The organism is Marinobacter sp. L-46 (genome assembly GCF_056859535.1).
Map to the genome: position 1 here is coordinate 119,558 of NZ_JBSXOP010000053.1, position 20,870 is coordinate 140,427.

Annotated in this window: 22 protein-coding genes and 1 other RNA gene; 18 read left to right on the plus strand and 5 right to left on the minus strand. The window is 60.2% G+C overall.

What is annotated here, in order from left to right; all coding sequences use genetic code 11:
* Nucleotides 1-18 precede the first annotated feature (18 nt).
* The 4 genes from AC13DJ_RS08115 (at nucleotide 19) to AC13DJ_RS08130 (ending at nucleotide 1,363) form a co-directional block, all read left to right on the plus strand.
* Nucleotides 19-225: a TIGR02449 family protein gene (locus AC13DJ_RS08115; RefSeq protein ID WP_022988352.1), complete on the plus strand. Its 207-nt coding sequence runs from the start codon at nucleotides 19-21 to the stop codon at nucleotides 223-225.
* Complete coding sequence (locus tag AC13DJ_RS08120) at nucleotides 225-521, plus strand: cell division protein ZapA (protein WP_482933607.1); 297 nt, start codon at nucleotides 225-227, stop codon at nucleotides 519-521. The genes AC13DJ_RS08115 and AC13DJ_RS08120 overlap by 1 nt, the downstream gene beginning before the upstream one ends.
* A gap of 61 nt (nucleotides 522-582) precedes the next feature.
* Nucleotides 583-762, plus strand: a non-coding RNA gene (gene ssrS, locus AC13DJ_RS08125) — 6S RNA.
* 4 nt (nucleotides 763-766) lie between these two features.
* Nucleotides 767-1,363, plus strand: a complete 597-nt coding sequence (locus AC13DJ_RS08130; RefSeq protein WP_206768900.1) for a 5-formyltetrahydrofolate cyclo-ligase — start codon at nucleotides 767-769, stop codon at nucleotides 1,361-1,363.
* Here the strand turns inward: AC13DJ_RS08130 and AC13DJ_RS08135 are convergent.
* Both AC13DJ_RS08135 and ilvA read right to left on the minus strand, forming a co-directional pair.
* Nucleotides 1,345-1,509 (minus strand): hypothetical protein, encoded by a 165-nt coding sequence (locus AC13DJ_RS08135; protein ID WP_482933608.1) that lies wholly within the window; start codon nucleotides 1,507-1,509, stop codon nucleotides 1,345-1,347. The genes AC13DJ_RS08130 and AC13DJ_RS08135 overlap by 19 nt on opposite strands.
* 347 nt (nucleotides 1,510-1,856) lie before the next feature.
* A complete protein-coding gene (gene ilvA, locus AC13DJ_RS08140; protein ID WP_482933609.1) occupies nucleotides 1,857-3,392 on the minus strand; it encodes a threonine ammonia-lyase, biosynthetic in 1,536 nt (511 codons plus the stop codon).
* Between the two features lie 137 nt (nucleotides 3,393-3,529).
* Here ilvA and rpiA point away from each other — a divergent pair, with 137 nt between their 5' ends.
* From rpiA to ppa, 3 genes are all read left to right on the plus strand, one after another.
* The gene (gene rpiA, locus AC13DJ_RS08145; protein ID WP_482933610.1) at nucleotides 3,530-4,210 is read left to right on the plus strand and encodes a ribose-5-phosphate isomerase RpiA; all 681 of its coding nucleotides are present in this window, start codon (nucleotides 3,530-3,532) and stop codon (nucleotides 4,208-4,210) included.
* A 137-nt stretch (nucleotides 4,211-4,347) separates the two neighbouring features.
* A complete protein-coding gene (locus tag AC13DJ_RS08150; protein WP_482933611.1) occupies nucleotides 4,348-5,487 on the plus strand; it encodes an acyl-CoA dehydrogenase family protein in 1,140 nt (379 codons plus the stop codon).
* Between the two features lie 97 nt (nucleotides 5,488-5,584).
* A complete protein-coding gene (gene ppa, locus AC13DJ_RS08155; RefSeq protein WP_022988360.1) occupies nucleotides 5,585-6,112 on the plus strand; it encodes an inorganic diphosphatase in 528 nt (175 codons plus the stop codon).
* Between the two features lie 92 nt (nucleotides 6,113-6,204).
* Here the strand turns inward: ppa and AC13DJ_RS08160 are convergent, their stop codons facing one another.
* On the minus strand, nucleotides 6,205-7,257 hold the full coding sequence (locus AC13DJ_RS08160; protein WP_022988361.1) for a DUF2333 family protein: 1,053 nt from the start codon (nucleotides 7,255-7,257) through the stop codon (nucleotides 6,205-6,207).
* A 22-nt stretch (nucleotides 7,258-7,279) separates the two neighbouring features.
* Entirely contained in the window at nucleotides 7,280-9,265 is a 1,986-nt protein-coding gene (locus tag AC13DJ_RS08165) for a bifunctional diguanylate cyclase/phosphodiesterase (protein ID WP_482933612.1), read from the minus strand.
* A gap of 204 nt (nucleotides 9,266-9,469) precedes the next feature.
* Between AC13DJ_RS08165 and AC13DJ_RS08170 the strand changes: the two genes are divergently transcribed.
* On the plus strand, nucleotides 9,470-11,080 hold the full coding sequence (locus AC13DJ_RS08170) for a GGDEF domain-containing response regulator (protein ID WP_482933613.1): 1,611 nt from the start codon (nucleotides 9,470-9,472) through the stop codon (nucleotides 11,078-11,080).
* Between the two features lie 121 nt (nucleotides 11,081-11,201).
* Here AC13DJ_RS08170 and AC13DJ_RS08175 read toward each other — a convergent pair whose 3' ends face one another.
* Nucleotides 11,202-11,387: a hypothetical protein gene (locus tag AC13DJ_RS08175; RefSeq protein ID WP_473801931.1), complete on the minus strand. Its 186-nt coding sequence runs from the start codon at nucleotides 11,385-11,387 to the stop codon at nucleotides 11,202-11,204.
* Here AC13DJ_RS08175 and aroQ point away from each other — a divergent pair.
* The 10 genes from aroQ to AC13DJ_RS08225 all read left to right on the plus strand — a co-directional run.
* The gene (aroQ, locus tag AC13DJ_RS08180; protein ID WP_022988365.1) at nucleotides 11,377-11,817 is read left to right on the plus strand and encodes a type II 3-dehydroquinate dehydratase; all 441 of its coding nucleotides are present in this window, start codon (nucleotides 11,377-11,379) and stop codon (nucleotides 11,815-11,817) included. The genes AC13DJ_RS08175 and aroQ overlap by 11 nt on opposite strands.
* A 26-nt stretch (nucleotides 11,818-11,843) precedes the next feature.
* Complete coding sequence (accB, locus tag AC13DJ_RS08185) at nucleotides 11,844-12,308, plus strand: acetyl-CoA carboxylase biotin carboxyl carrier protein (RefSeq protein ID WP_482933614.1); 465 nt, start codon at nucleotides 11,844-11,846, stop codon at nucleotides 12,306-12,308.
* 18 nt (nucleotides 12,309-12,326) lie between these two features.
* Nucleotides 12,327-13,673: an acetyl-CoA carboxylase biotin carboxylase subunit gene (gene accC / locus AC13DJ_RS08190; RefSeq protein ID WP_482933615.1), complete on the plus strand. Its 1,347-nt coding sequence runs from the start codon at nucleotides 12,327-12,329 to the stop codon at nucleotides 13,671-13,673.
* A gap of 2 nt (nucleotides 13,674-13,675) precedes the next feature.
* Nucleotides 13,676-14,572 (plus strand): 50S ribosomal protein L11 methyltransferase, encoded by an 897-nt coding sequence (gene prmA / locus AC13DJ_RS08195; RefSeq protein WP_482933616.1) that lies wholly within the window; start codon nucleotides 13,676-13,678, stop codon nucleotides 14,570-14,572.
* Nucleotides 14,573-14,656: 84 nt separating this feature from the next.
* Entirely contained in the window at nucleotides 14,657-15,892 is a 1,236-nt protein-coding gene (locus AC13DJ_RS08200) for a DUF3426 domain-containing protein (protein ID WP_482933617.1), read from the plus strand.
* A 211-nt stretch (nucleotides 15,893-16,103) separates the two neighbouring features.
* Nucleotides 16,104-17,102, plus strand: a complete 999-nt coding sequence (gene dusB / locus AC13DJ_RS08205) for a tRNA dihydrouridine synthase DusB (RefSeq protein ID WP_022988370.1) — start codon at nucleotides 16,104-16,106, stop codon at nucleotides 17,100-17,102.
* Nucleotides 17,099-17,416, plus strand: a complete 318-nt coding sequence (gene fis, locus AC13DJ_RS08210) for a DNA-binding transcriptional regulator Fis (protein WP_022988371.1) — start codon at nucleotides 17,099-17,101, stop codon at nucleotides 17,414-17,416. The genes dusB and fis overlap by 4 nt, the downstream gene beginning before the upstream one ends.
* Before the next feature lie 23 nt (nucleotides 17,417-17,439).
* Nucleotides 17,440-19,020 carry a bifunctional phosphoribosylaminoimidazolecarboxamide formyltransferase/IMP cyclohydrolase gene (gene purH / locus AC13DJ_RS08215; protein ID WP_473801934.1) on the plus strand — a complete coding sequence of 527 codons (1,581 nt, stop codon included), beginning with the start codon at nucleotides 17,440-17,442 and terminating at the stop codon, nucleotides 19,018-19,020.
* A 22-nt stretch (nucleotides 19,021-19,042) separates the two neighbouring features.
* Nucleotides 19,043-20,329 carry a phosphoribosylamine--glycine ligase gene (gene purD, locus AC13DJ_RS08220; RefSeq protein WP_289101600.1) on the plus strand — a complete coding sequence of 429 codons (1,287 nt, stop codon included), beginning with the start codon at nucleotides 19,043-19,045 and terminating at the stop codon, nucleotides 20,327-20,329.
* A gap of 193 nt (nucleotides 20,330-20,522) precedes the next feature.
* Nucleotides 20,523-20,870, plus strand: a 348-nt coding sequence (locus tag AC13DJ_RS08225) for a TonB-dependent receptor plug domain-containing protein (protein WP_482933618.1), incomplete at its 3' end; no start/stop codon positions are given.

Sequence of the window (20,870 nt, forward strand, 5' to 3'; positions counted from 1 at the left end):
ACTCATATTGGGCACGTCATGGAACAGTCCGAAGTACAGGCATTAGCGGACAAGCTGGACACACTGATTGAACGCTGCAAGAAGCTCGAGAAGGATAACGCCCTGCTGCGCGAGCTGCAGGACGACTGGAACCGGGAACGGGCCCAGTTGATGCACAAGAACGATCTTGCCAAAAACAAGATTGAAGCCATGATCGGCCGCCTGAGAGCGCTGGAGCACCACTGATGTCACAGCAGTCAACCACCGTTGAAGTCCGGATTCTCGACAAGGAATACCTGGTGGCCTGCCCGCTGGAAGAGCAGGAGGCCCTGCTGCGCGCAGCCCGGCACCTGGACAGCAAAATGCGGGAAATCCGGGCCAGCGGCAAAGTGTTCGGCACCGAGCGCATTGCCGTCATGGCTGCCCTGAATATTACTCACGAACTGCTGGAGCGTGACACCATGCCTGACGCCACCAGCAGCCTCCTGAAAGCCATGGACAACCGCCTGGACGAAGCCCTCGGGGGCAGTTCCGGCAACTGATTCCGGAAACTTTCCGGAATGGGGTTGCAATCGGCCCCGGCTCTGCCCGTATAATGGATTCAACTTCCTGGGCTGTTTGCTGGTCGGGTACGTCCTCGAGCCGATGCGCACTACCCAGGTGGCTACTTCAGGGCATTGTGAGCATGTCCCCCACGGGGGAAAGCCTGATATGTCACAGCGGCCACCGACCTTGAACTTTGGGTTCAAGGGCTACATCCGATAACGGCAGCCCGGGAAGCTTTATTTTGGACACCCTGTCCCGCACCGAACTTCGCAAGCATTTGCGCCGCAAGCGCCGGTCCCTGAGTTTTGAGCAACAGCAGCAAGCCTCTGAACAGCTGGCTCTGAACCTTCTGAAACATCCGGACCTGCACCGCGCCCGGCACATCGGCATCTACCTGGCCAACGACGGCGAGATCGACCCGCACCTGTACATTGACCTGGCTCGTCGCAAAGGGATTCACTTTTACCTGCCGATCCTGCACCCGGTCTACCCGGGCAAGCTGGTATTCAGCCCTTATTTCGACGGCATCCGGCTTAGCGCTAACCGCTTCGGCATTCCCGAACCGCCGTTCCCGCGCTCAAGGCGCAGGCCGGCCTGGGCACTGGATGCTGTGCTGTTTCCGCTGGTAGGTTTTGATGAAAACGGGGGCCGGCTGGGCATGGGCGGCGGTTTTTACGACCGTACGTTCGCCTTCAGCCGTATTCGCCCGGGCATGGCGCCCAAGCTGATTGGCCTGGCCCATGATTTCCAGAAGGTAAGGGAGTTGCCCATCGAGCCGTGGGATGTGCCGTTACACGGGGTGGTAACGGATAAGCGTCGTTACCGGTTCAAGCCCTGACTGGCTGGCTGTACGAAGCTGGTCCCAGGAACGTCTCTGGCAGAGCGTTTGTCTTCTGAAGCCTGAAGTGACGTAAACCCGGTAATGACAAGGCCGACCGCAAAGATCAGTACGATGGTGCGGATGATGTCTGGCTTGCCTCTCATTTCACGTGGTCCCGTTTTTCTTGGTTCTAATTGGCTGGAAAATCAGGTGGCTATTCTCGACTTGGAGAATTAGACGAAAGACTAACACGTAACTTCGATTTTACAATTTTTGACGGATTACGATTACGTAAGGGTATGCCGGCCGAAACCGGGCGACCTGCACCGGAGCAAGACGGCCGAATCAGTTGTGGGGCACCTTTCCGGGAACCGCTACGAGCACATCCATGTGCGCTTCTCTCCGGCCATCCATGGCCTTCGAAATTCCCGGAAAGGTGCCCCACAACTGCCTCTACTTCTGCTTCTGCTTCTACTTCTGCTTCTGCTTCTGCTTCTGCTTCTGACCGGGTCTACTTCTGATTTCCGTTACCCGCACCCAGAAACAACCGGTAGGCCTCGTTATCGGTCATGTTTTCGTAGCGGAAGCCCACTTTCTCCAGCATTTTCTCGAAATCCGGAATTTCCGCTTCGTTAACCTGGGCACCCAGCAAAACGCGGCTGTAGGCTGCGCCGTGGTTGCGGTAGTGGAACAGGGAGATGTTCCAGCGGGTACCGAGGGACATGAGGAATTTCAGCAAAGCGCCCGGGCGTTCGGGGAATTCGAACTGGTAGATCACTTCGTTGCTGACCGACGGGGCGTGGCCGCCGACCATGTGGCGGATGTGTTGCTTGGCCAGGTCGCTGTCGGTGAGGTCGATGACGGAGTAGCCGGTTTCGCGCAGTTCCTGGACCAGTTCTTCGCGGCCCAGGCCGCCGGCCTGGATCTGGATGCCGACGAAGATGACGGCTTCGCTGGCATCGGCGAAGCGGTAGTTGAATTCAGTGATGCTGCGTTTGTGCAGGGCGTTGATGAAGGTTTTGAACGCGCCCGGTTTTTCCGGGATGGTGACGGCCAGGATGGCTTCGCGTTTTTCGCCGATTTCGGTGCGTTCGGAGATGTAGCGCAAGCGGTCAAAGTTCATGTTGGCGCCGCTGAGCACGCCAGCCAGGTTTTCGCCTTCAAGCTGCTCCCGCTCGATGTATTTTTTCATTCCGGCCACCGACAGTGCCCCTGCCGGTTCTGCGATGGAGCGGGTGTCTTCGAATACGTCTTTGATGGCGGCGCAGATTTCGTCTGTCGAAACCGTGATGACTTCATCGACGGCGTCTTTACAGATATTCCAGGGTTCTTCCCCGATCTGTTTAACCGCCACACCGTCTGCAAAGATACCTACTTCGTCCAGGATCACCCGCTCACCGGCCGCCATGGCGGCTTGCAGGCAGTTGGAGTCTTCCGGTTCCACGCCGATCACTTTGATGTCCGGGCGCAGGTATTTGATGTACGCCGCCATGCCGGCGATCAGGCCGCCGCCGCCCACGGGGATGAATACCGCGTGCATGGGCTGGGAAAATTGCCACATCATTTCCATGGCTACGGTGCCCTGCCCGGCAATAACGTCCGGGTCGTCGTAGGGCGGGATGTAGGTGTAGCCGTGTTTTTTGATCAGCTCCTGGGCATGGGCGGCAGCTTCGTCGAAGGCGTCGCCTTTGAGTACTACCCGGGCGCCCCGGTCCCGCACTGACTTCACTTTGATGTCAGGCGTGGTCTGGGGCATCACGATCACGGCCTTGATTCCCAGTTGCCTGGCCGACAACGCCACGCCCTGGGCATGGTTACCGGCGGAGGCACAGATCACGCCCTTGGCTTTCTGCTCTTCCGAGAGCTGGGCAATCCGGTTGTATGCGCCACGAATCTTGAAGGAGAACACCGGCTGAAGGTCTTCACGCTTGAGCATAATATTGTTGCCAAAGCGCTTGGACAGGCTGCGGGCTTCAGTCAGCGGTGTTTCGATGGCGATGTCGTAAACCCGCGCATCGAGAATCTTCTTGATGTAGCGTTGCGGCATGATGGTTCCGGTTGCTGGTGAGTGGCTGGGAAAAACCTACAGTTTAGAAACTTTGCACGGCAGCCGTCTATAAGCACAGACACTGCGAGCGTATAATGAGAAGCGAATTCAACCCGACAATCCCCCGGAGCTCCGCCATGACCCAGGACGAACTGAAACAAGCCGTTGCCAAAGCTGCCACAGACCACATTGCCCCGCACCTGGAGCCGAAAAGCATCGTAGGCGTCGGCACCGGCAGTACGGCCAACTTTTTCATCGATTACCTGGCCGAGTACAAAAACGATTTCGACGGCGCCGTAGCGAGCTCCGAAGCCACCGCCGAACGCCTGAAAAAACACGGCATTCCGGTGTATGACCTGAACGCCGTTAACGAAATCGAGTTCTATGTCGACGGTGCCGACGAAACCAACGAGCGCCTGGAACTGATCAAGGGCGGCGGCGGCGCCCTGACCCGAGAAAAGATTGTGGCTGCCGTCGCCAAGATGTTTATCTGTATTGCCGACGAATCGAAGATGGTGGGCATTCTGGGCGAATTCCCGCTGCCAGTGGAAGTCATTCCCATGGCTCGCAGCCATGTGGGCCGGGAAATCGTCAAACTCGGTGGCGACCCGGTTTACCGGGACGGTTTTGTCACTGACAACGGCAACATCATCATCGACATCCACAACATGGACATCTCCCGCCCGATCCAGGTGGAAGAGCGGCTCAACAACATTGTCGGCGTGGTTACCAACGGCCTGTTCGCGCGGCGCCCGGCGGACTTGCTGCTGCTGGGCACCAGCGAAGGCGTGAAGAGCATTGCCCGCCCCGGTGCCTGAGCCAGAAGCAGCAACCAACCAAGCCGGCCAGCAGCGCCGGCTTTTTCTGGCCCATACGCACAAACCAAGCGCTTGCTTGGTGCAGAAATTTAAGAGACACTCCGGACAACGCCAACAAGAACGCAGGAAGCCCGATTGTGTCTGACTACTTCAACGAAACCCACGAACAGGTTCGTCTGACCGCCCGTAAATTTATCGAAACCCACGTACTGCCCCATATCGACGACTGGGAAGAGGCCGGTGAATTCCCCCGTGAAATCTACCAGAAGGCAGGCGACGCAGGGCTGCTGGGCATTGGCTTCCCGGAAGCGCTTGGTGGCGTTGGTGAAGGCGATATCTTCATGAAAGTAGCCGTGTCCGAAGAGCTGATGCGCTCCACCTCCGGCGGTTTTGTCGCCAGCATCGGTTCCCTGGATATCGGCCTGCCACCGGTGGCCAAGTGGGCGAGGGAAGAGATACGCGATCAGATCGTACCGCCGGTGCTCCGGGGCGAAAAAATTGCCGCCCTGGCGGTCACCGAACCCGGCGGCGGCTCTGACGTCGCCAACCTGAAAACCCGAGCTGTAAAAGACGGCGACCATTACTTCGTCAACGGCAGCAAAACCTTCATCACCAGCGGCACCCGTGCCGACCACTACACCGTGGCTGTGCGCACCGGCGGCGAAGGCCACGCCGGCATCAGCCTGCTGCTGATCGACCGCGACACCCCGGGGTTCTCCACCGCCAAGAAACTCCGGAAAATGGGCTGGTGGGCCAGCGACACCGCCGAACTCTTCTTCGAAGACTGCCGGGTGCCGGCCGACCGCCTGATCGGCGCCGAAAACGCCGGTTTTATCGCCATTATGAGCAATTTCCTGGCCGAACGCCTGAGCCTGTCCGTCATGGCCTACATGACCGCCCAACTGGCCTACGAGGCGGCCCTGGATTACACCAAACAACGTCAGGCCTTCGGCCGCAACATCGCCGGCTTCCAGGTCACCCGCCACAAGCTGGTGGACATGGCGACGCAGATCGACATCGCCCGGGAATACACCTACCGCTGCGCGGCGCTGATGCAGGCCGGTAAAAACCCGATCAAGCAGGTAGCCATGGCCAAGAATTTCTCTGTGGACGTGTGCGAAAAAGTCACCCGCGAGGCGGTGCAGCTGTTCGGCGGCATGGGCTTCATGCGGGAATCGGTGGTGGAGCGCCTGTACCGGGATGCCAAAATCCTGTCGATCGGCGGCGGCACCACGGAAATCATGAAGGAGCTGATTGCCAAACAGATCCGGCTGTGACCAAGGTTTAGTTTCGAATGGCAGGAGACTTCCGTATAATTGCGCCCAATTTTCCACCGCAGTTAAACGAACACTAACGTAGCAGGAAGGATCGCACATGCAATTCGACAACATCCCCGCTGGCAAGAACCCGCCGGAAGACATCTACGTAGCCATCGAAATCCCGGCTAACAGCTCCCCGGTCAAGTACGAACTGGACAAAGACATGGGCGCCCTGCTGGTTGACCGTTTCATGGCTACCCCCATGTTCTACCCGGCCAACTACGGTTTCATCCCGCACACCCTGGCTGACGACGGCGACCCGCTGGACGTGCTGGTAGTAACCCCGTACCCGATCCAGGCAGGTTCCGTTATTCGCTGCCGTCCGGTGGGTGTACTGAACATGGAAGACGAAGCCGGTGGCGACGCCAAGCTGGTTGCGGTTCCCCACGACAAGCTGACCACCACTTACCACGACGTTAAAGAAATCGACGACCTGCCCGAGCTGCTGCGCGACCAGATCCGTCACTTCTTCGAGAACTACAAGACTCTCGAGCCGGGCAAGTGGGTAAAGGTGCAGGGCTGGGACAACGCCGCCGCTGCCAAGCAAGCCATTGTTGATGCCGTGAACGCCTACAAAGGCTGATCACGCATCAGGCACAAAAAAACCGGGCAGCCCTAACAGCTCCCCGGTTTTTTTGTGTCTGCGCTACCCTCCCGGGTAACGCATATCCGTTGTTATCCCCGTGACAACAGATCCCGCATGTCACTGATTGCCGCATTGGCCCGCGACAGGTAAGCGGCCATGGTCAGGGAGTGGTTAGCCAGCAGGCCGAAGCCACTGCCATTAAGGATCACCGGGCTCCACATGGATTCCTGGGTACCTTCCAGCTCGATAATGATCTGCTTCACACTGGCCATGGCGTTCTTGTCCACAATCACCTTGCGGAAGTCCACTTCAATGGCCCGGAAGATGTGCAGCAGGGCCCAGGCACTGCCGCGGGCTTCGTAGAACACATCGTCAATCCTGGTCCAGTCGGTTTTCACATCCTCGCCGCCGATGTCTTCAGACAGCGGATCGTCCGGATCAAGGTTGGCAACCGCATCGGACACCGAGGCCTTGCCCACACTCTCGCTCAGGGTGCGGGACAGGCTGCCCAGACGGGTTTCCAGGTCTGCCAGCCAGTTACCCAGGTTGTCCGCGCGGGCAAAGAACTGGGCATCGGCCTGGGCGGGGTCCGACAACCGGTTCAGGTAGCGCTTGAGGGCATTGATACCGCGACGGTACTCAGCCTCGGTGGAAGGAATCGCCCAGCTTTCGCTGTCGAAGTGCAACTGGGGCTCGGCAATGGTCAGGTCCGGGTCTTCCGCCGACTGGCTCTGGGAACGGCTGATGTCTTTACGCATGGCCCGGGACAGGTCCCGCAGCTGCACCAGCGCGCCGTACTCCCAGTTCGGCATATTGTCCAGCCACAAGCCCGGAGGGAAGATATCGTTGGAGATGTATCCGCCCGGCTTGTCCAGCAGGGTTTCGGCAATCCGGATCATGGTGGCGGTGGTGGCAAACCCGGTTACCGGCTCCCGCTCCATGGTGTTGGCCAGGGTTCGGGTATGGTCACGCACAGAGAAGGTATCCGGCTCGCTGCTCCAGTACATGCCGAGCACAATCGTAACCAGCAGGTATACCACCAGCACCGCCAGTACAAATTTACCGATTACACCACTGCCTCCGGTGTAATCCTGTACGTCTTCCTTTTTGTCCCTGAAGTACTGTCTGATCTTGCCCGACATAAGTCTCCCGTTCTCCCGTTGCTTATTCGTCTGCCCCGAAGGGCCTGCCCAGATGGTATCCCATGGCGCCATCAATACCCAGCTTACAGACTACCGAGTATTCCGCTTCGGTTTCCACTCCGGTGGCGAACACCCGCACGCCGCGGCTGTGCGCAATGCCGATCACCGACTCCACCCAGAACCGGTTCTCGCTGTGGCTGTCCAGGTCGTGGATAAAACTGTTGTCGATACGAATGCCCCGGAAAGGCAGATTTCTCAGATAGCTGAACGGCACCCCGCCGACGCCGAAACGATCCACCATCACCGGAACACCAATTTTCACCAGCGCCCGAACCAGCCAGCCAGCCTTTTTGCGATGATGGTTCAGGGCCAGTTCGGGAATGCCTACCCACAGCCTGGCCACCCGGTTCCCGGCCCGGGCCAGCGCTTCCAGCAGGTCTTCACAGAAGCGGTCATCACCAACGGAGGAGACCCCCAGCGATATGGCCAGGGTTTGGTCCGGCGTCTGTTCCAGCATCGCCAGCACCCGGGCCAGCAACAACCGGTCAATGCCGGCAATCAGGCCCAGGCGTTCGGCCACGGGCAGAAACACCCCGGCCTTGATGTCGCCCTCCGGCGCGGGAATGCGCGAAAACGCCTGGTAATGGGCCAGGGCACCGTCTTCACAGGTCACCATTGGCTGCAGCGACAATGACAGGCTCCCGGATTCAATGGCGCCGGCCAGCAGGTCGCGCCAGGATTCCATGGTGAGATGGCTGTCCGCCCCGGCCTGCTCCAGGCAGCAACCGGACTCGCATTTCTCCTGGGCCGCCCGCAAGCCTTCATCCGCCGCCGCCAGCAGGTCACGAACCCCGGCCCCGGGCAAAGCCACCGCCAGCCCTCCGTGTACGGCCGTGTCCATGGGCGAGGCCAGGTCGCAATAGATACCGTCCAGCTCCTGGATTAACCGCTCAAGCCAGTTCCGGGCGTCGGCTGCCGGCGCTCCTGGCAGAAACACCACAAACTCCGCGCCGGTGCGCCGGCCGGCAAAGGATTGCGGGTGGCGGGCAGTAAATCCGGCCAGGCTTCCGGCCACCTGGCGCAGCAACTGGTCGCCCTCTTCACGGCCATAGGCCATGTTGTAATCGGCAAAGCCCGCCAGGCGGATCATGGCCAACACACCGGGAGCCGACTTTTCTTCCGACATGATTTCCGCTTTCAGGCGCTGATCAAAGGAACTGCGGCTGGCCAGCCCGGTTACCGGGTCTTCACTGTTCACTTTGCGCAAATGCTGGATAAGCCGGCCCTGACCGACAAACAAACGCTCCAGGTCGTCCGCCATCTGGTTCATGGCTTCGGTTACGCGGTTCAGCTCACGGGTGGAGCGGGTGCGCACCCGGTTCCGGAAATCCCGCCGGCCCCAGGCCCGGGCCTGCTGCTCCAGCGCCGACAGCGGCCGCAGTAACCGGCGCACCAACAGAAACAGGGCCACCAGGCCCGCACCGCCGATCACCAGCACGCTAACCAGCAAGCCCAGGGATATGCGCCACAGGTCGTCGTAGGCGCGGCCCGGATGACTGACCACCCTGACCTTGCCCAGGCGCGACCAGCCCCGTACCACTTCCGCCTCCGCTTGCGGCAACGGCAGCTCCGCCAGGCGAATAAACCAGCCGGGGGCGGCCGCACCCTTCAGCGCCATACGCCGGCCCGCAATCTCCTGGCCGTCATGGCCGATGTATTCCACCGACAGGTAACGGCCGCTGTCAAAAACCGCATCCACCAGGGACGCCGAGGCCACAGGGTCTGAGCCGTCAATCGCGTTGGAGAGGGAAAGCCCGGTAGCGGTCGCTCCGTCAAGGGCGTGGTCTGTGAGCTGGTCCGCCACGTAGTCCCGGAAGTGCCCGAAACTGGTGATAAACGCTGCGGCAAGAATGATCACCAACAAACCGCTGGTGAACAGGGTCAGCAGGCTGCTCAGGGAGATTTCACCCTGCTGGGCTGCGAACGTGTTTGTGTGCTTCCTTGCCATGATATCCCGGCCCCGGCCATGCTGGCCTGAACGATTCCCGTGATCAGCGGCCCGTGACCGGTGCCGCAGAGTTGACAAACATTTACAGTGTGCAATCTACGCCGACAACATTAAACACTATAGACTCTGAAAACCGACTAAGGTTAGAAAGTTACCCCTGCGGATCGGGTGCATCTTCATAAAAAGGACACAGGCCGGAGCCCCATGAACGACGAGAGCCAGAAAGAAAAACTCAGGCAACACTTCGCCCGCCGTGTAACCACCCAGGCTCGGGTGGTACTGGATACCTGGCAGAAGATCAGCGAGAACCCGGGCCAGGCCGAAAGCCTCCGCGAGCTGTTTGCCGCAGACACCGACAAACTGGTGCGCTACGCCCTGCGCTTCGAGATGAATGACCACGCCGTTGCCGGCAAGCGCATCCTGCAACTGCTGGCAAGCTGGGCGCCGGGCTCAGCCCTGGATGACAACCTGGCTGCGCAATTACAGGAAGCCACCGGCAGCCTGTGCCAGAGCACCCAGCGCCGCTCCGACCAGGCCACGGGCCAGGCACCGCAGCAATACCGGCGCACCCCGGTCTACATTGCCCTGGACAACAGTGAAACCGCCAACCGGCTGATCCGCCAGCTGGAATTTTTCGGGTTCCGGGCCGCTGCCTTCGGCACTGCCCGGGAGCTGGTCGAGGCCTGCAACCAGAGCAAGCCGGAAACCATCCTGATGGATGTGAACTTCGGCGGATCCGCCCTGGCGGGTATCAGCACCGTAGAGCAGTTACAGGCCCGGCACGAGACCCCCATCCCGATTATCTTCGTCAGCGAAGACGACGGCACCATTGAAACCCGGTTGCGGGCTTCACGCTGCGGCGGAGAGGAATTCTTTTACCCGGCCGTAGACCCGGGCCAGCTGATCGAGAAAATCGAAACCTACTGCAACGGCAATTCCAACGAGCCCTACAAGGTGCTGGTACTGGACGACTCCCGGGCCCAGGCGAAATTCATGGAGACGGTGCTCAAGCGGGCCGGCATGAACGCCTACGTCATCACCGACCCGATGCAGATCATCAACGCCCTGGACGAGTTCTCTCCGGAAATCATCATCCTCGACATGTACATGCCCGGTTGCACCGGCACCGAGATCGCCCGGGTTATCCGCCAGCAGGACAAATTCCACAGCGTACCGATTATCTACCTGTCGGCAGAGGAAGACGTGAACAAGCAGCTGCAGGCCATGAGCCTGGGCGGCGACGACTTCCTGACCAAGCCGATCGACCCCAAACACCTGGTGGCGACCATCCACAACCGGGGTCGCCGGGCCCGTTCGCTGCTGGCACTGATGATTCGCGACAGCCTGACCGGCCTGTACAACCACACCCACACCCTGTACCTGCTGGAACAGGAAATTGTCAGGGCGAGACAAAAAGACCAGCCGCTGGCCTTTGCCATGATCGATATTGACGAGTTCAAGAAGGTCAACGACACCTACGGCCACCCCATCGGCGACCGCATACTGCGCAGCCTGTCCATGTTCCTGAAACAGCGCCTGCGCAAAACCGACCACATCGGCCGCTACGGCGGTGAGGAGTTTGCGGTGATTCTGCCCAACACCTCCGCCCGGGATGCGCAGAACGTGCTCGACGAAATCCGCCAGCGCTTCTCCGAGCTGCAGCAGCAGGCCGGCGAACAGGAGTTCCGGGTGTCGTTCAGCTGCGGCGTTGCCGACTGGCAGGGCGACAGTGCCCAGACACTGTGCGAACGGGCCGACAAGGCCCTGTATCGCTCGAAAGAACACGGCCGCAACCAGATCAGCCTGGCCTCCTGAGCCCTCCCTCCAGGCTGGAGAATCGCTCCAGCCTCTGAACTTCCGGGCCGGGCGCCCTGCCCGGCCCATGAAACCAATGTCGAATACCCGCCCCGTCTTCCTTGGCCGACAATTGGGCCCATCAACGAAATGTCATCGCACCGCCGGTCATTGCTGTGTAAGCTTTTTGCAGGATCAATCCGGCAGCACGAAGATTGTCAAAAAGTGTTGATCCGAGGCTAACAAGCACGCACCATTCAGGTAACGTGCCGTTATCTTCGGCGATCCTGTTCAAATAACACCAAGGCAAAATTACCATGTCGACCATACTTGTGCTCCATGGCCCCAACCTCAACATGCTCGGTACCCGTGAGCCCGAGGTGTATGGCTATGAGACCCTGGCCGATATCGATGACCGGTTGCGCGAGAAAGCGGCAGACAAAGGCCATCACCTCCTGCACCTGCAATCGAACGCGGAATATGAGCTGATCGAGCGGGTGCACGAAGCCCGGGCCGAAGGCGTGGATTTCATCATTATCAATCCGGCCGCCTTCACCCACACCAGCGTCGCGCTGCGTGATGCCATGCTGGCATCCGGCATTCCGTTTATTGAAGTGCATCTTTCCAACGTGCATGCGCGGGAGCCTTTCCGCCATCACTCGTACTTTTCGGATATCGCCGTAGGCGTTATCTGCGGGCTGGGCAGCCAGGGCTATGACCTGGCACTGCAGGCTGCCCTGCAACGAATTCACCGATAGACCAGTAAAACGGGACTGAAACAGTTATGGATATTCGCAAAATCAAGAAACTGATCGAGCTGCTCGAAGAGTCTGATGTCGAAGAGCTGGAGATTCACGAAGGCGACGACTCGGTACGCATTTCCCGCCGTCGCGAGCAGGCAGCTGCCGGTGGCCATTATGTAAGCCACTACGCCGCACCGCAGGCGCCCCAGGCACCGGCGCCCGCGGCTGAAGCAGCACCGGCTGAAGAAGCTGCTGCCCCGGCTGCACCGAGAGGCCATACCGTGAAGTCTCCGATGGTTGGCACCTTCTATCGTTCACCCTCACCCACGGCTGCTGCATTCGTTGAAGTGGGCCAGACCGTGAATGCTGGCGACGTGATTTGCATCGTTGAAGCCATGAAGATGATGAACCAGATCGAAGCCGACAAGGCCGGTACCATTACCGAAATCCTGGTCGAAAATGGCCAGCCGGTTGAGTTTGACCAGCCCCTGGTCGTCATTTCCTGAATTCGGTGATTGCTAACCATGGCCATGTTAGAAAAAGTTCTGATCGCAAACCGCGGTGAAATTGCCCTGCGCATTCTCCGCGCGTGCAAGGAGCTGGGCATCAAGACGGTTGCCGTGCACTCGCAGGTCGACCGCGACCTGATGCACGTGCGCCTTGCAGACGAATCTGTCTGCATTGGCCCGAACAGCCCCACAGAAAGCTACCTGAACATTCCCACCATCATCAGCGCTGCTGAGGTGACCGATTCCGTGGGCATCCACCCGGGCTACGGCTTTTTGGCGGAGAACGCCGACTTTGCCGAGCAGGTCGAGAAAAGCGGCTTCCGCTTCATCGGCCCCCGGGCGGAAACCATTCGCCTGATGGGTAACAAGGTCTCCGCCATCGAAGCCATGAAAAAGGCAGGCGTTCCGACCGTACCCGGCTCCGACGGCCCGCTGACGGACGACGACGAGCGTACCCTCAAGTTGGCGAAGCAGATCGGCTACCCGGTGATGATCAAGGCCGCTTCCGGCGGCGGTGGTCGCGGCATGCAGGTGGTGCACTCTGAAGCCGCCCTGCTGAAAGCGGTGCAGATTACCCAAACCGAAGCCAAGAACGCCTTCGGCGATCCCACCGTCTATCTGGAGAAGTTCCTGGAAACTCCACGCCACGTGGAAGTCCAGGTACTGGCGGATATGCACGGTAACGTGATTCACCTGGGCGACCGGGACTGCTCCATGCAGCGCCGCAACCAGAAGGTGATCGAGGAAGCACCGGCTCCGAACATCAACCCGGAATCCCGGGAGCGCACCCTCAAGGCCTGCGTGGATGCCTGTAAGGAAATCGGTTACGTGGGCGCCGGCACCTTCGAGTTCCTGTACCAGGACGGCGAGTTCTATTTCATTGAAATGAACACCCGGGTACAGGTTGAGCATCCGGTTTCCGAGATGGTCACCGGCGTGGATATCGTGCGTGAGCAGCTGCGCATTGCCAGCGGCCTGCCGCTGCAGTACAGCCAGGACGAAATCCATATTTCCGGCCACGCCATCGAGTGCCGGGTCAATGCCGAAGACCCGCAAACCTTTGTGCCCAGCCCGGGCAAGGTGAAGCACTTCCACGCTCCCGGCGGCAACGGCATCCGTGTGGATTCGCACCTGTACAGCGGCTACACCGTACCGCCGTACTACGATTCCCTGGTGGCCAAGCTGATCACCTGGGGCGACGACCGGGAAATCGCCCGCCGGCGCATGAAGAACGCGCTGGACGAAATGCTGGTCGAGGGCATCAAGACCAATCAACCCCTGCATCGAAAACTGGTACGCGATGGTGGCTTTAAACAGGTAGACTTCACCATCCACTACCTCGAGAAACTGATGCGGGATTAACCATGCCCTGGATACAACTCCAGATTCCAGCTGATCCGGACACCGCGGATCAGCTGGAAGATCTGTTAATGGAAATGGGCGCAGACGCCGTTTCCATGGAAGACGCAGCCGACCAGCCCCTGTACGAGCCCGATCCGGGCACCACTCCCCTCTGGAGCCAGACCACCGTTACCGGCCTGTTCCAGTCTGATCGCAACATCGAACAGCTGTTAGCGGATATCCGCGACGCCTGGCACCAGCAAACCCAGCAGTCCCTGGCCGAGATTGAAGTGACACTGGTGGAAGACAAGGACTGGGAGCGGGCCTGGATGGACGACTTCCACCCGCTGCAGTTCGGTGAACGCCTGTGGATTGTGCCCAGCTGGCACGAAGCCCCGGACCCGGACGCCGCCAACCTGTTGCTGGACCCTGGCCTGGCCTTCGGCACCGGCACCCACCCCACCACCGCCCTGTGCCTGGAATGGCTCGACGGCCAGGATGTTGCCGGTAAACAGGTAACCGACTACGGCTGCGGCTCCGGCATCCTGGGCCTGGCTGCCCTGCTGCTGGGTGCGGACCATGTGATTGGCGTGGATACAGACCCGCAGGCCCTGGAAGCCAGCCGCGACAACGCCCGTCGTAACGGCGTGGAAGACAACCGCCTGGACCTCTACCTGCCCGGACAGGATCCCGACACCCAGGCGGACGTAATGCTGTCCAACATCCTGGCCCAGCCGCTGATTGGTCTGGCGCCGAGGCTGGCAGAGCTGACCAGGCCCGGTGGCCACCTGGTACTGTCCGGCATTCTGTTCAACCAGGCCCGGGAAGTGATGGATGCCTACGAACCCTGGTTCATCATGGACGAGCCGGAACAGAAAGAAGACTGGATACGCCTCACAGGACGGCGCAGGGACAGATGACGGCCCAGGCGTTTATGACTAAACTGCCTGACTCGTACTGACCAAAATGCAATGACCTAGCGATCCCGCTTTCAGGACCGAAGCATGACCCAGAGCAGCCTGCAGACCCAGTGCCCCCAATGCGAAACCCGTTTCCGGGTAACCGACGAACAGCTCGGCGTAGCCGGGGGCAAGGTCCGTTGCGGCAGCTGCATGAACGTGTTCAACGCCCTGGAACACCGGGTGACTGAAAGCGGGACGATTGCGACGCCCCCCGAGGAAAAGCCGCAAGAACCCGCGGATGTCGGTTTTGGCGAAGACGAGTTTGTGTTTGCCGACAACCCCGAAGAAGACGCCACTGAAGGCCGCTACGCCGGCAGCAAGCTCACATTCGATGAGGACGAGCTCAGCGACAGCTTCCGGGATGTGGATGAACCCGATGCCCCCGGCTTCCGGGACGACTCAGACGATCACGACAACCATCAGGTAGACGAAAGCTGGGCAGAAGCCATGCTTGAAGAGGTGGAGCCCGGGCAGGAAGGCAAGCCCGAAACGGAACCCGAACCTGAACGGGAACCCGAGCCAGTAAAGCCCTCCCCTGCCAAACCGGCTCCAAAGCCCGAATCCGAGCCCCTGCAGGAGCCGGAGGCACTGTCTCTGACACCTGTTGAAGCCGAACCGGAGTTCACGCCGGACCCTGCTCCGGCACAACCCCACGCCGATCATGAACCGCCGCTGACCGCCGATGACGACCGGGTGGGCGATCCTGTCACCAGCCGCCCCGCCAAACCGTTCCAGCCGGACAACCTTTACCAGGACCTGCGCCGAGACCCGGTATCCGTGGGAGGTGGCCGTGGCGGCCTGCGCACAGCCCTTTGGACACTGGTGGTACTGGTGCTGATTGGCGTTCTGGTGGCCCAGGTTACCTGGTTCCAGTTTGACCGGCTGTCTGCCATCCCCCAGTTGCGCCCGTTCTACGAGAAAGGCTGTGAACTTGCCGGCTGCCAGCTCAAGCCCCTGGTGGATGTTGACGCCATCCAGAGCCGGAAGCTGGTGGTACGCACCGATCCGGAAAACCGTACCCAGCTGATCGTCGATGCGGTTATCCTCAACCGGGCAGGCTTTGAACAGCCGTTCCCGGCCATCGCCCTGACCTTCTCGAACCTTAACGGCGACGTGGTTGCACAGAGTGTGTTTTCCCCTGATGAATACCTGGCCGGCGAAGCCACCGGGCTGGGTGCCATGCCGGTAGAAACACCGGTTCGCATCGCCATCAGCATTCGCGATCCGGGCCGCGACGCGGTTAACTACAATCTGGATTTCCGGCCGGCATCCCCCTGACAGCGCCGGACAACCGCCATGCCGGCACACAGTTGACAGCGCAAAAGTCAACCAGAAAGCACGAAAAATAATCAATTTTTTCCTGCTTTCGCCCCTTCAATCGATGTGCCCCCGGCGGTATCATTACCGCCCTTCGGAGACCGGAGCGGTCAGAAATTAACCAACCGCTCCACCGAACCTTGCTTAACCCGCTGTGACACGGACTCAGATCATGCTGCCAACGGCAAAAATCGGGCCGTACACCCTGCCCAACCCGCTTATTGTTGCGCCCATGGCCGGCGTAACGGATCGCCCTTTCCGGCAGCTTTGCCGCCGAATGGGAGCTGGTTTGGCGGTATCGGAAATGGTCATAGCAGACAGCAAGCTCTGGCATACGCGCAAATCGCGCACCCGCCTGAATCATCAGGGTGAACCGGAACCCCGCTCGGTGCAGATTGCCGGCGGCGACCCTGAGATGCTGGCGGATGCCGCCCGGCAAAATGCCGAGTTTGGTGCCCAGATCATCGACATCAACATGGGCTGCCCGGCCAAGAAGGTCTGTAACAAGGCCGCCGGCTCTGCCCTGATGAAAGATGAAAAACTGGTGCGGGAAATCCTCGAGGCCGTTGTGGCCGCCGTGGATATACCGGTCACCCTGAAAATGCGCACCGGCTGGGACCGGGACAACCGCAACGCACCGGTGATCGCCCGCATGGCCGAAGACGCCGGCATCCAGGCACTGGCGGTGCATGGCCGCACCCGGGCAGACAAATACAACGGAAACGCCGAATACGACACCATCGCCGCGGTAAAAGCCAGCGTGGGTATTCCGGTGTTCGCCAACGGCGACATCACCACGCCGGAAAAAGCCCGGCAGGTGCTCGCGCACACCGGCGCAGACGGCCTGCTGATTGGCCGTGGGGCACAGGGCCGGCCATGGATCTTCCGGGAGATTCTGCACTACCTGGAAACCGGCACACACCTGGCTGAGCCACCGCTGGATGAAGTCGAGCAGATTCTGTCGGAGCACCTGGCCGAACTGCACAGCTTCTACGGCGAGAAAATGGGTGTGCGTATCGCCAGAAAGCATGTGGGCTGGTATCTGCAGTCCCACGACGAGAACAAACAGTTCCGAACACGCTTCAACGGCATCGAAGATGCGCTGGAGCAGAAAGACAGCATCGAACAGTACTTTGCAGGCTTACGAAATGGAGAGGTATTCGCAGCATGACCGCTGAGACTTTGGCAAACGACAACCTGGGCACCCCGGCCAACGATGATGTCCATCAGTTGCACACGGTAAATAATAGCGGCAACAGTGTCACCCTGCGTGACAGCGTGGAAGTGGCCCTGAAAAACTACTTCACGCAGCTGGACGGCGCACCGGTTTCTGACGTGTACCAGCTGGTACTGTCAGAAGTTGAAGCACCCCTGCTGGAGCAGGTAATGAAGTACACCCGCAACAACCAGACCAAGGCCTCCACCATGCTTGGCCTGAACCGCGGCACCCTGCGCAAGAAACTCAAGCAGTACGGTCTGCTTTAATCTGACAAAGGAAGGCAGTCACCATGGCAAACCAGGCAAACACCCCCGTCCGTCGCGCCCTGATCAGCGTAAGTGATAAAACCGGCATCGTCGATTTCGGCCGAGCCCTGACTGAACGCGGCGTTGAGCTGCTGTCCACCGGCGGTACCTTCCGCCTGCTCAAGGAAAACAACGTACCGGTCACCGAAGTGTCCGACTACACCGGTTTTCCCGAGATGATGGATGGCCGGGTAAAAACCCTGCACCCGAAGATTCACGGTGGCATTCTGGGCCGTCGCGGCACCGATGATGCCATCATGGGCGAACACGGCATCAACCCCATCGACATGGTGGTGGTGAACCTGTATCCGTTCGAAGAGACCGTGGCCAACCCGGACTGTGACCTGCCGACTGCCATCGAGAACATCGACATCGGCGGCCCCACCATGGTTCGCGCCGCCGCCAAGAACCACAACGATGTCGCCATCGTGGTGAACGCCTCCGACTACAGCCGGGTTCTGAAAGAGCTGGACAGCAACGACGGCCAGCTCACCTACAGCACCCGCTTCGACCTGGCAGTAAAAGCCTTCGAGCACACCGCCGGTTACGACGGTGCCATCGCCAACTACCTGGGCGGCCGTACCCCGGACAACGACAACGCCGACTTCCCCCGCACCTTCAACGCCCAGTTCGTGAAGGTTCAGGACATGCGTTACGGCGAGAACCCGCACCAGCGCGCCGCCTTCTACGCCGAGCGCAACCCGAAAGAAGCCTGCGTGGCCACCGCCAAACAGCTGCAGGGCAAGGAACTGAGCTACAACAACGTAGCCGACACCGACGCCGCCTTGGAATGCGTTAAGCCGTTTGCCGACCCGGCCTGTGTCATCGTCAAGCACGCCAACCCCTGTGGCGTAGCCATCGGTGCCGACATCCTGCAAGCCTACGACCTGGCCTTCGCCACCGACCCGACATCCGCCTTTGGCGGCATCATTGCCTTTAACCGGGAACTGGATGCCGCGACTGCCAAGGCCATCGTGGATCGCCAGTTTGTGGAAGTCATTATTGCCCCGAGCGTGGCGCCGGAAGCGGTCGAGATTGTTGCTGCCAAGAAGAACGTACGCCTTCTGGCCTGCGGCGAATTCGGCGGCGAGCGCGCCCAGACCATGGACTACAAGCGCGTGACCGGCGGCCTGCTGGTGCAGGACCGGGATCTCGGTATGGTGGCCATGGAAGACGTAAAAGTCGTCACCGAGCGCCAGCCTACCGAACAGGAGCTGAACGACCTGCTGTTCGCCTGGGAAGTGGCCAAGTACGTGAAATCCAACGCCATCGTCTACGCCAAGGCGGGCCGCACCATCGGTGTGGGCGCAGGCCAGATGAGCCGCGTCTACAGTGCGAAGATTGCCGGTATCAAAGCCGCCGACGAAAACCTGGAAGTGAAGGGTTCGGTGATGGCCTCCGATGCTTTCTTCCCGTTCCGTGACGGCATTGATGCCGCTGCTGAAGCCGGTATTACGGCAGTCATCCAGCCGGGCGGTTCCATGCGCGACCAGGAAGTGATCGACGCCGCCAACGAGCATGGCATTGCCATGGTCTTCACCGGCATGCGCCATTTCCGTCACTGATCAACGTATTCAGGAGCAGCACATGAACATTCTGGTTATTGGCAGTGGCGGGCGCGAACACGCCCTGGCGTGGAAAGCAGCCCAGTCTCCGCAGGCAGACAAGGTCTTTGTGGCACCGGGTAACGCCGGTACTGCCCGGGAACCGAACCTGGAGAACGTCGACCTGGACGTGATGGACCTGGACGGCCTGGCCAACTTCGCCGAGCAGAACAACGTAGGCCTGACCATCGTTGGCCCGGAAGCCCCGCTGGTGGCAGGCGTGGTGGACAAGTTCGAGGCTCGCGGCCTGCGCATCTTCGGCCCCAGCGCCGGTGCAGCCCAGCTGGAAGGCTCCAAGGCCTTCACCAAGGATTTCCTGGCCCGCCAGAAGATCCCGACCGCCGACTACGCCAACTTCACCGATGTAGACGAAGCCCTCGCCTACGTGCGTGAAAAAGGTGCACCGATCGTAGTCAAGGCCGATGGCCTGGCCGCCGGTAAAGGCGTGATTGTCGCCATGACCCTGGAAGAAGCCGAAGACGCTATCCGCGATATGCTCGCAGGCAATGCCTTCGGTGATGCCGGCAGCCGCGTGGTAGTGGAAGAATTCCTGGACGGCGAAGAAGCCTCGTTCATCGTGATGGTCGACGGCAAGAACGTGCTGGCCATGGCCACCTCCCAGGACCACAAGCGTGTGGGCGACGGCGACACCGGCCCCAACACCGGCGGCATGGGTGCCTATTCTCCGGCCCCGGTGGTCACTGCGGATGTGCACCAGCGCATCATGGACGAGGTGATCTACCCCACCGTCAACGGCATGGCCGCCGAAGGTCACCCCTACAAGGGATTCCTGTACGCCGGCCTGATGATCGATGCCAACGGTGCGCCGAAGGTAATCGAGTTCAACTGCCGCTTCGGCGATCCGGAAACCCAGCCGATCATGCTGCGCATGAAGTCTGACATGGTTGAGCTGTGCCAGGCGGCCGTGGACGGCAAGCTGGACCAGTGCGACTCCGAGTGGGATGACCGCGCCTCGGTCGGTATCGTTCTGGCGGCCGGCGGCTACCCGGGCAGCTACCACAAGGGTGATGTCATCTCCGGCCTGCCCGACACCGACACCGACGGGGAGAAGGTCTTCCACGCCGGAACCCGGCTCAATGGAGATCGGGTGGTCACCAACGGGGGGCGGGTACTCTGTGCCACGGCTCTGGGCAATACCGTCACCGAAGCACAGAAGCGTGCGTATGAGCTGGCCTCCCGGATCCGGTGGGATGGCGTGTTTTATCGCAAGGACATCGGCCACCGCGCCATCGGCCGCGAGACCCACTGAGCCTGGCCGACCGATCCGATCCTATTCTCAATCCCCGGCCGACCGGGGATTTCTTCGCCTGACCTGACACCTGCCTGCGTCATAAGCACTGACTATTGACTTTATAGTTACGGAACCGTAAAGTTTCGCCCAACGTAATAGTAATGATTGTCACTTACATTTCGAAAAACAAATGGTAATGGAGATTAACCACATGTTTAAACCTTCCCGCTTATCACTGGCCGTGGCTGTCAGCCTTGCCCCGGGCGCCAGTTGGGCAGTCGGCGATGATCAGCCCCAGATGCTTGAACCCATGGAAATCATTGGCGATGCGTCCGCAGCCCAGACCTTGCCAGGGTCAGGCTACGTCGTTGGTGAGGCGCAGTTGAAAACCGAGGTTGAGACCGACATCAACCAGGTGCTGAAAACCGTCCCGGGCGTCTATGTGCGGGAAGAAGAAGGCCTGGGCCTGCGCCCCAATATCGGCATCCGCGGCGCCACGGCCGAGCGCAGCAGTAATATTACCCTGATGGAAGATGGCATTCTGATCGCACCGGCGCCC

What these genes read in the sequence shown, in the direction of transcription:
- AC13DJ_RS08115 (WP_022988352.1), top strand. Translation starts at nt 19, where the DNA reads ATGGAACAGTCCGAAGTACAGGCATTAGCGGACAAGCTGGACACACTG.
- AC13DJ_RS08120 (WP_482933607.1), top strand. Translation starts at nt 225, where the DNA reads ATGTCACAGCAGTCAACCACCGTTGAAGTCCGGATTCTCGACAAGGAA.
- AC13DJ_RS08135 (WP_482933608.1), bottom strand. Translation starts at nt 1,509, where the DNA reads ATGAGAGGCAAGCCAGACATCATCCGCACCATCGTACTGATCTTTGCG.
- ilvA (WP_482933609.1), bottom strand. Translation starts at nt 3,392, where the DNA reads ATGCCGCAACGCTACATCAAGAAGATTCTCGATGCGCGGGTTTACGAC.
- rpiA (WP_482933610.1), top strand. Translation starts at nt 3,530, where the DNA reads ATGACCCAGGACGAACTGAAACAAGCCGTTGCCAAAGCTGCCACAGAC.
- ppa (WP_022988360.1), top strand. Translation starts at nt 5,585, where the DNA reads ATGCAATTCGACAACATCCCCGCTGGCAAGAACCCGCCGGAAGACATC.
- AC13DJ_RS08160 (WP_022988361.1), bottom strand. Translation starts at nt 7,257, where the DNA reads ATGTCGGGCAAGATCAGACAGTACTTCAGGGACAAAAAGGAAGACGTA.
- AC13DJ_RS08165 (WP_482933612.1), bottom strand. Translation starts at nt 9,265, where the DNA reads ATGGCAAGGAAGCACACAAACACGTTCGCAGCCCAGCAGGGTGAAATC.
- AC13DJ_RS08170 (WP_482933613.1), top strand. Translation starts at nt 9,470, where the DNA reads ATGAACGACGAGAGCCAGAAAGAAAAACTCAGGCAACACTTCGCCCGC.
- aroQ (WP_022988365.1), top strand. Translation starts at nt 11,377, where the DNA reads ATGTCGACCATACTTGTGCTCCATGGCCCCAACCTCAACATGCTCGGT.
- AC13DJ_RS08175 (WP_473801931.1), bottom strand. Translation starts at nt 11,387, where the DNA reads ATGGTCGACATGGTAATTTTGCCTTGGTGTTATTTGAACAGGATCGCC.
- accB (WP_482933614.1), top strand. Translation starts at nt 11,844, where the DNA reads ATGGATATTCGCAAAATCAAGAAACTGATCGAGCTGCTCGAAGAGTCT.
- accC (WP_482933615.1), top strand. Translation starts at nt 12,327, where the DNA reads ATGGCCATGTTAGAAAAAGTTCTGATCGCAAACCGCGGTGAAATTGCC.
- prmA (WP_482933616.1), top strand. Translation starts at nt 13,676, where the DNA reads ATGCCCTGGATACAACTCCAGATTCCAGCTGATCCGGACACCGCGGAT.
- AC13DJ_RS08200 (WP_482933617.1), top strand. Translation starts at nt 14,657, where the DNA reads ATGACCCAGAGCAGCCTGCAGACCCAGTGCCCCCAATGCGAAACCCGT.
- dusB (WP_022988370.1), top strand. Translation starts at nt 16,104, where the DNA reads ATGCTGCCAACGGCAAAAATCGGGCCGTACACCCTGCCCAACCCGCTT.
- fis (WP_022988371.1), top strand. Translation starts at nt 17,099, where the DNA reads ATGACCGCTGAGACTTTGGCAAACGACAACCTGGGCACCCCGGCCAAC.
- purH (WP_473801934.1), top strand. Translation starts at nt 17,440, where the DNA reads ATGGCAAACCAGGCAAACACCCCCGTCCGTCGCGCCCTGATCAGCGTA.
- purD (WP_289101600.1), top strand. Translation starts at nt 19,043, where the DNA reads ATGAACATTCTGGTTATTGGCAGTGGCGGGCGCGAACACGCCCTGGCG.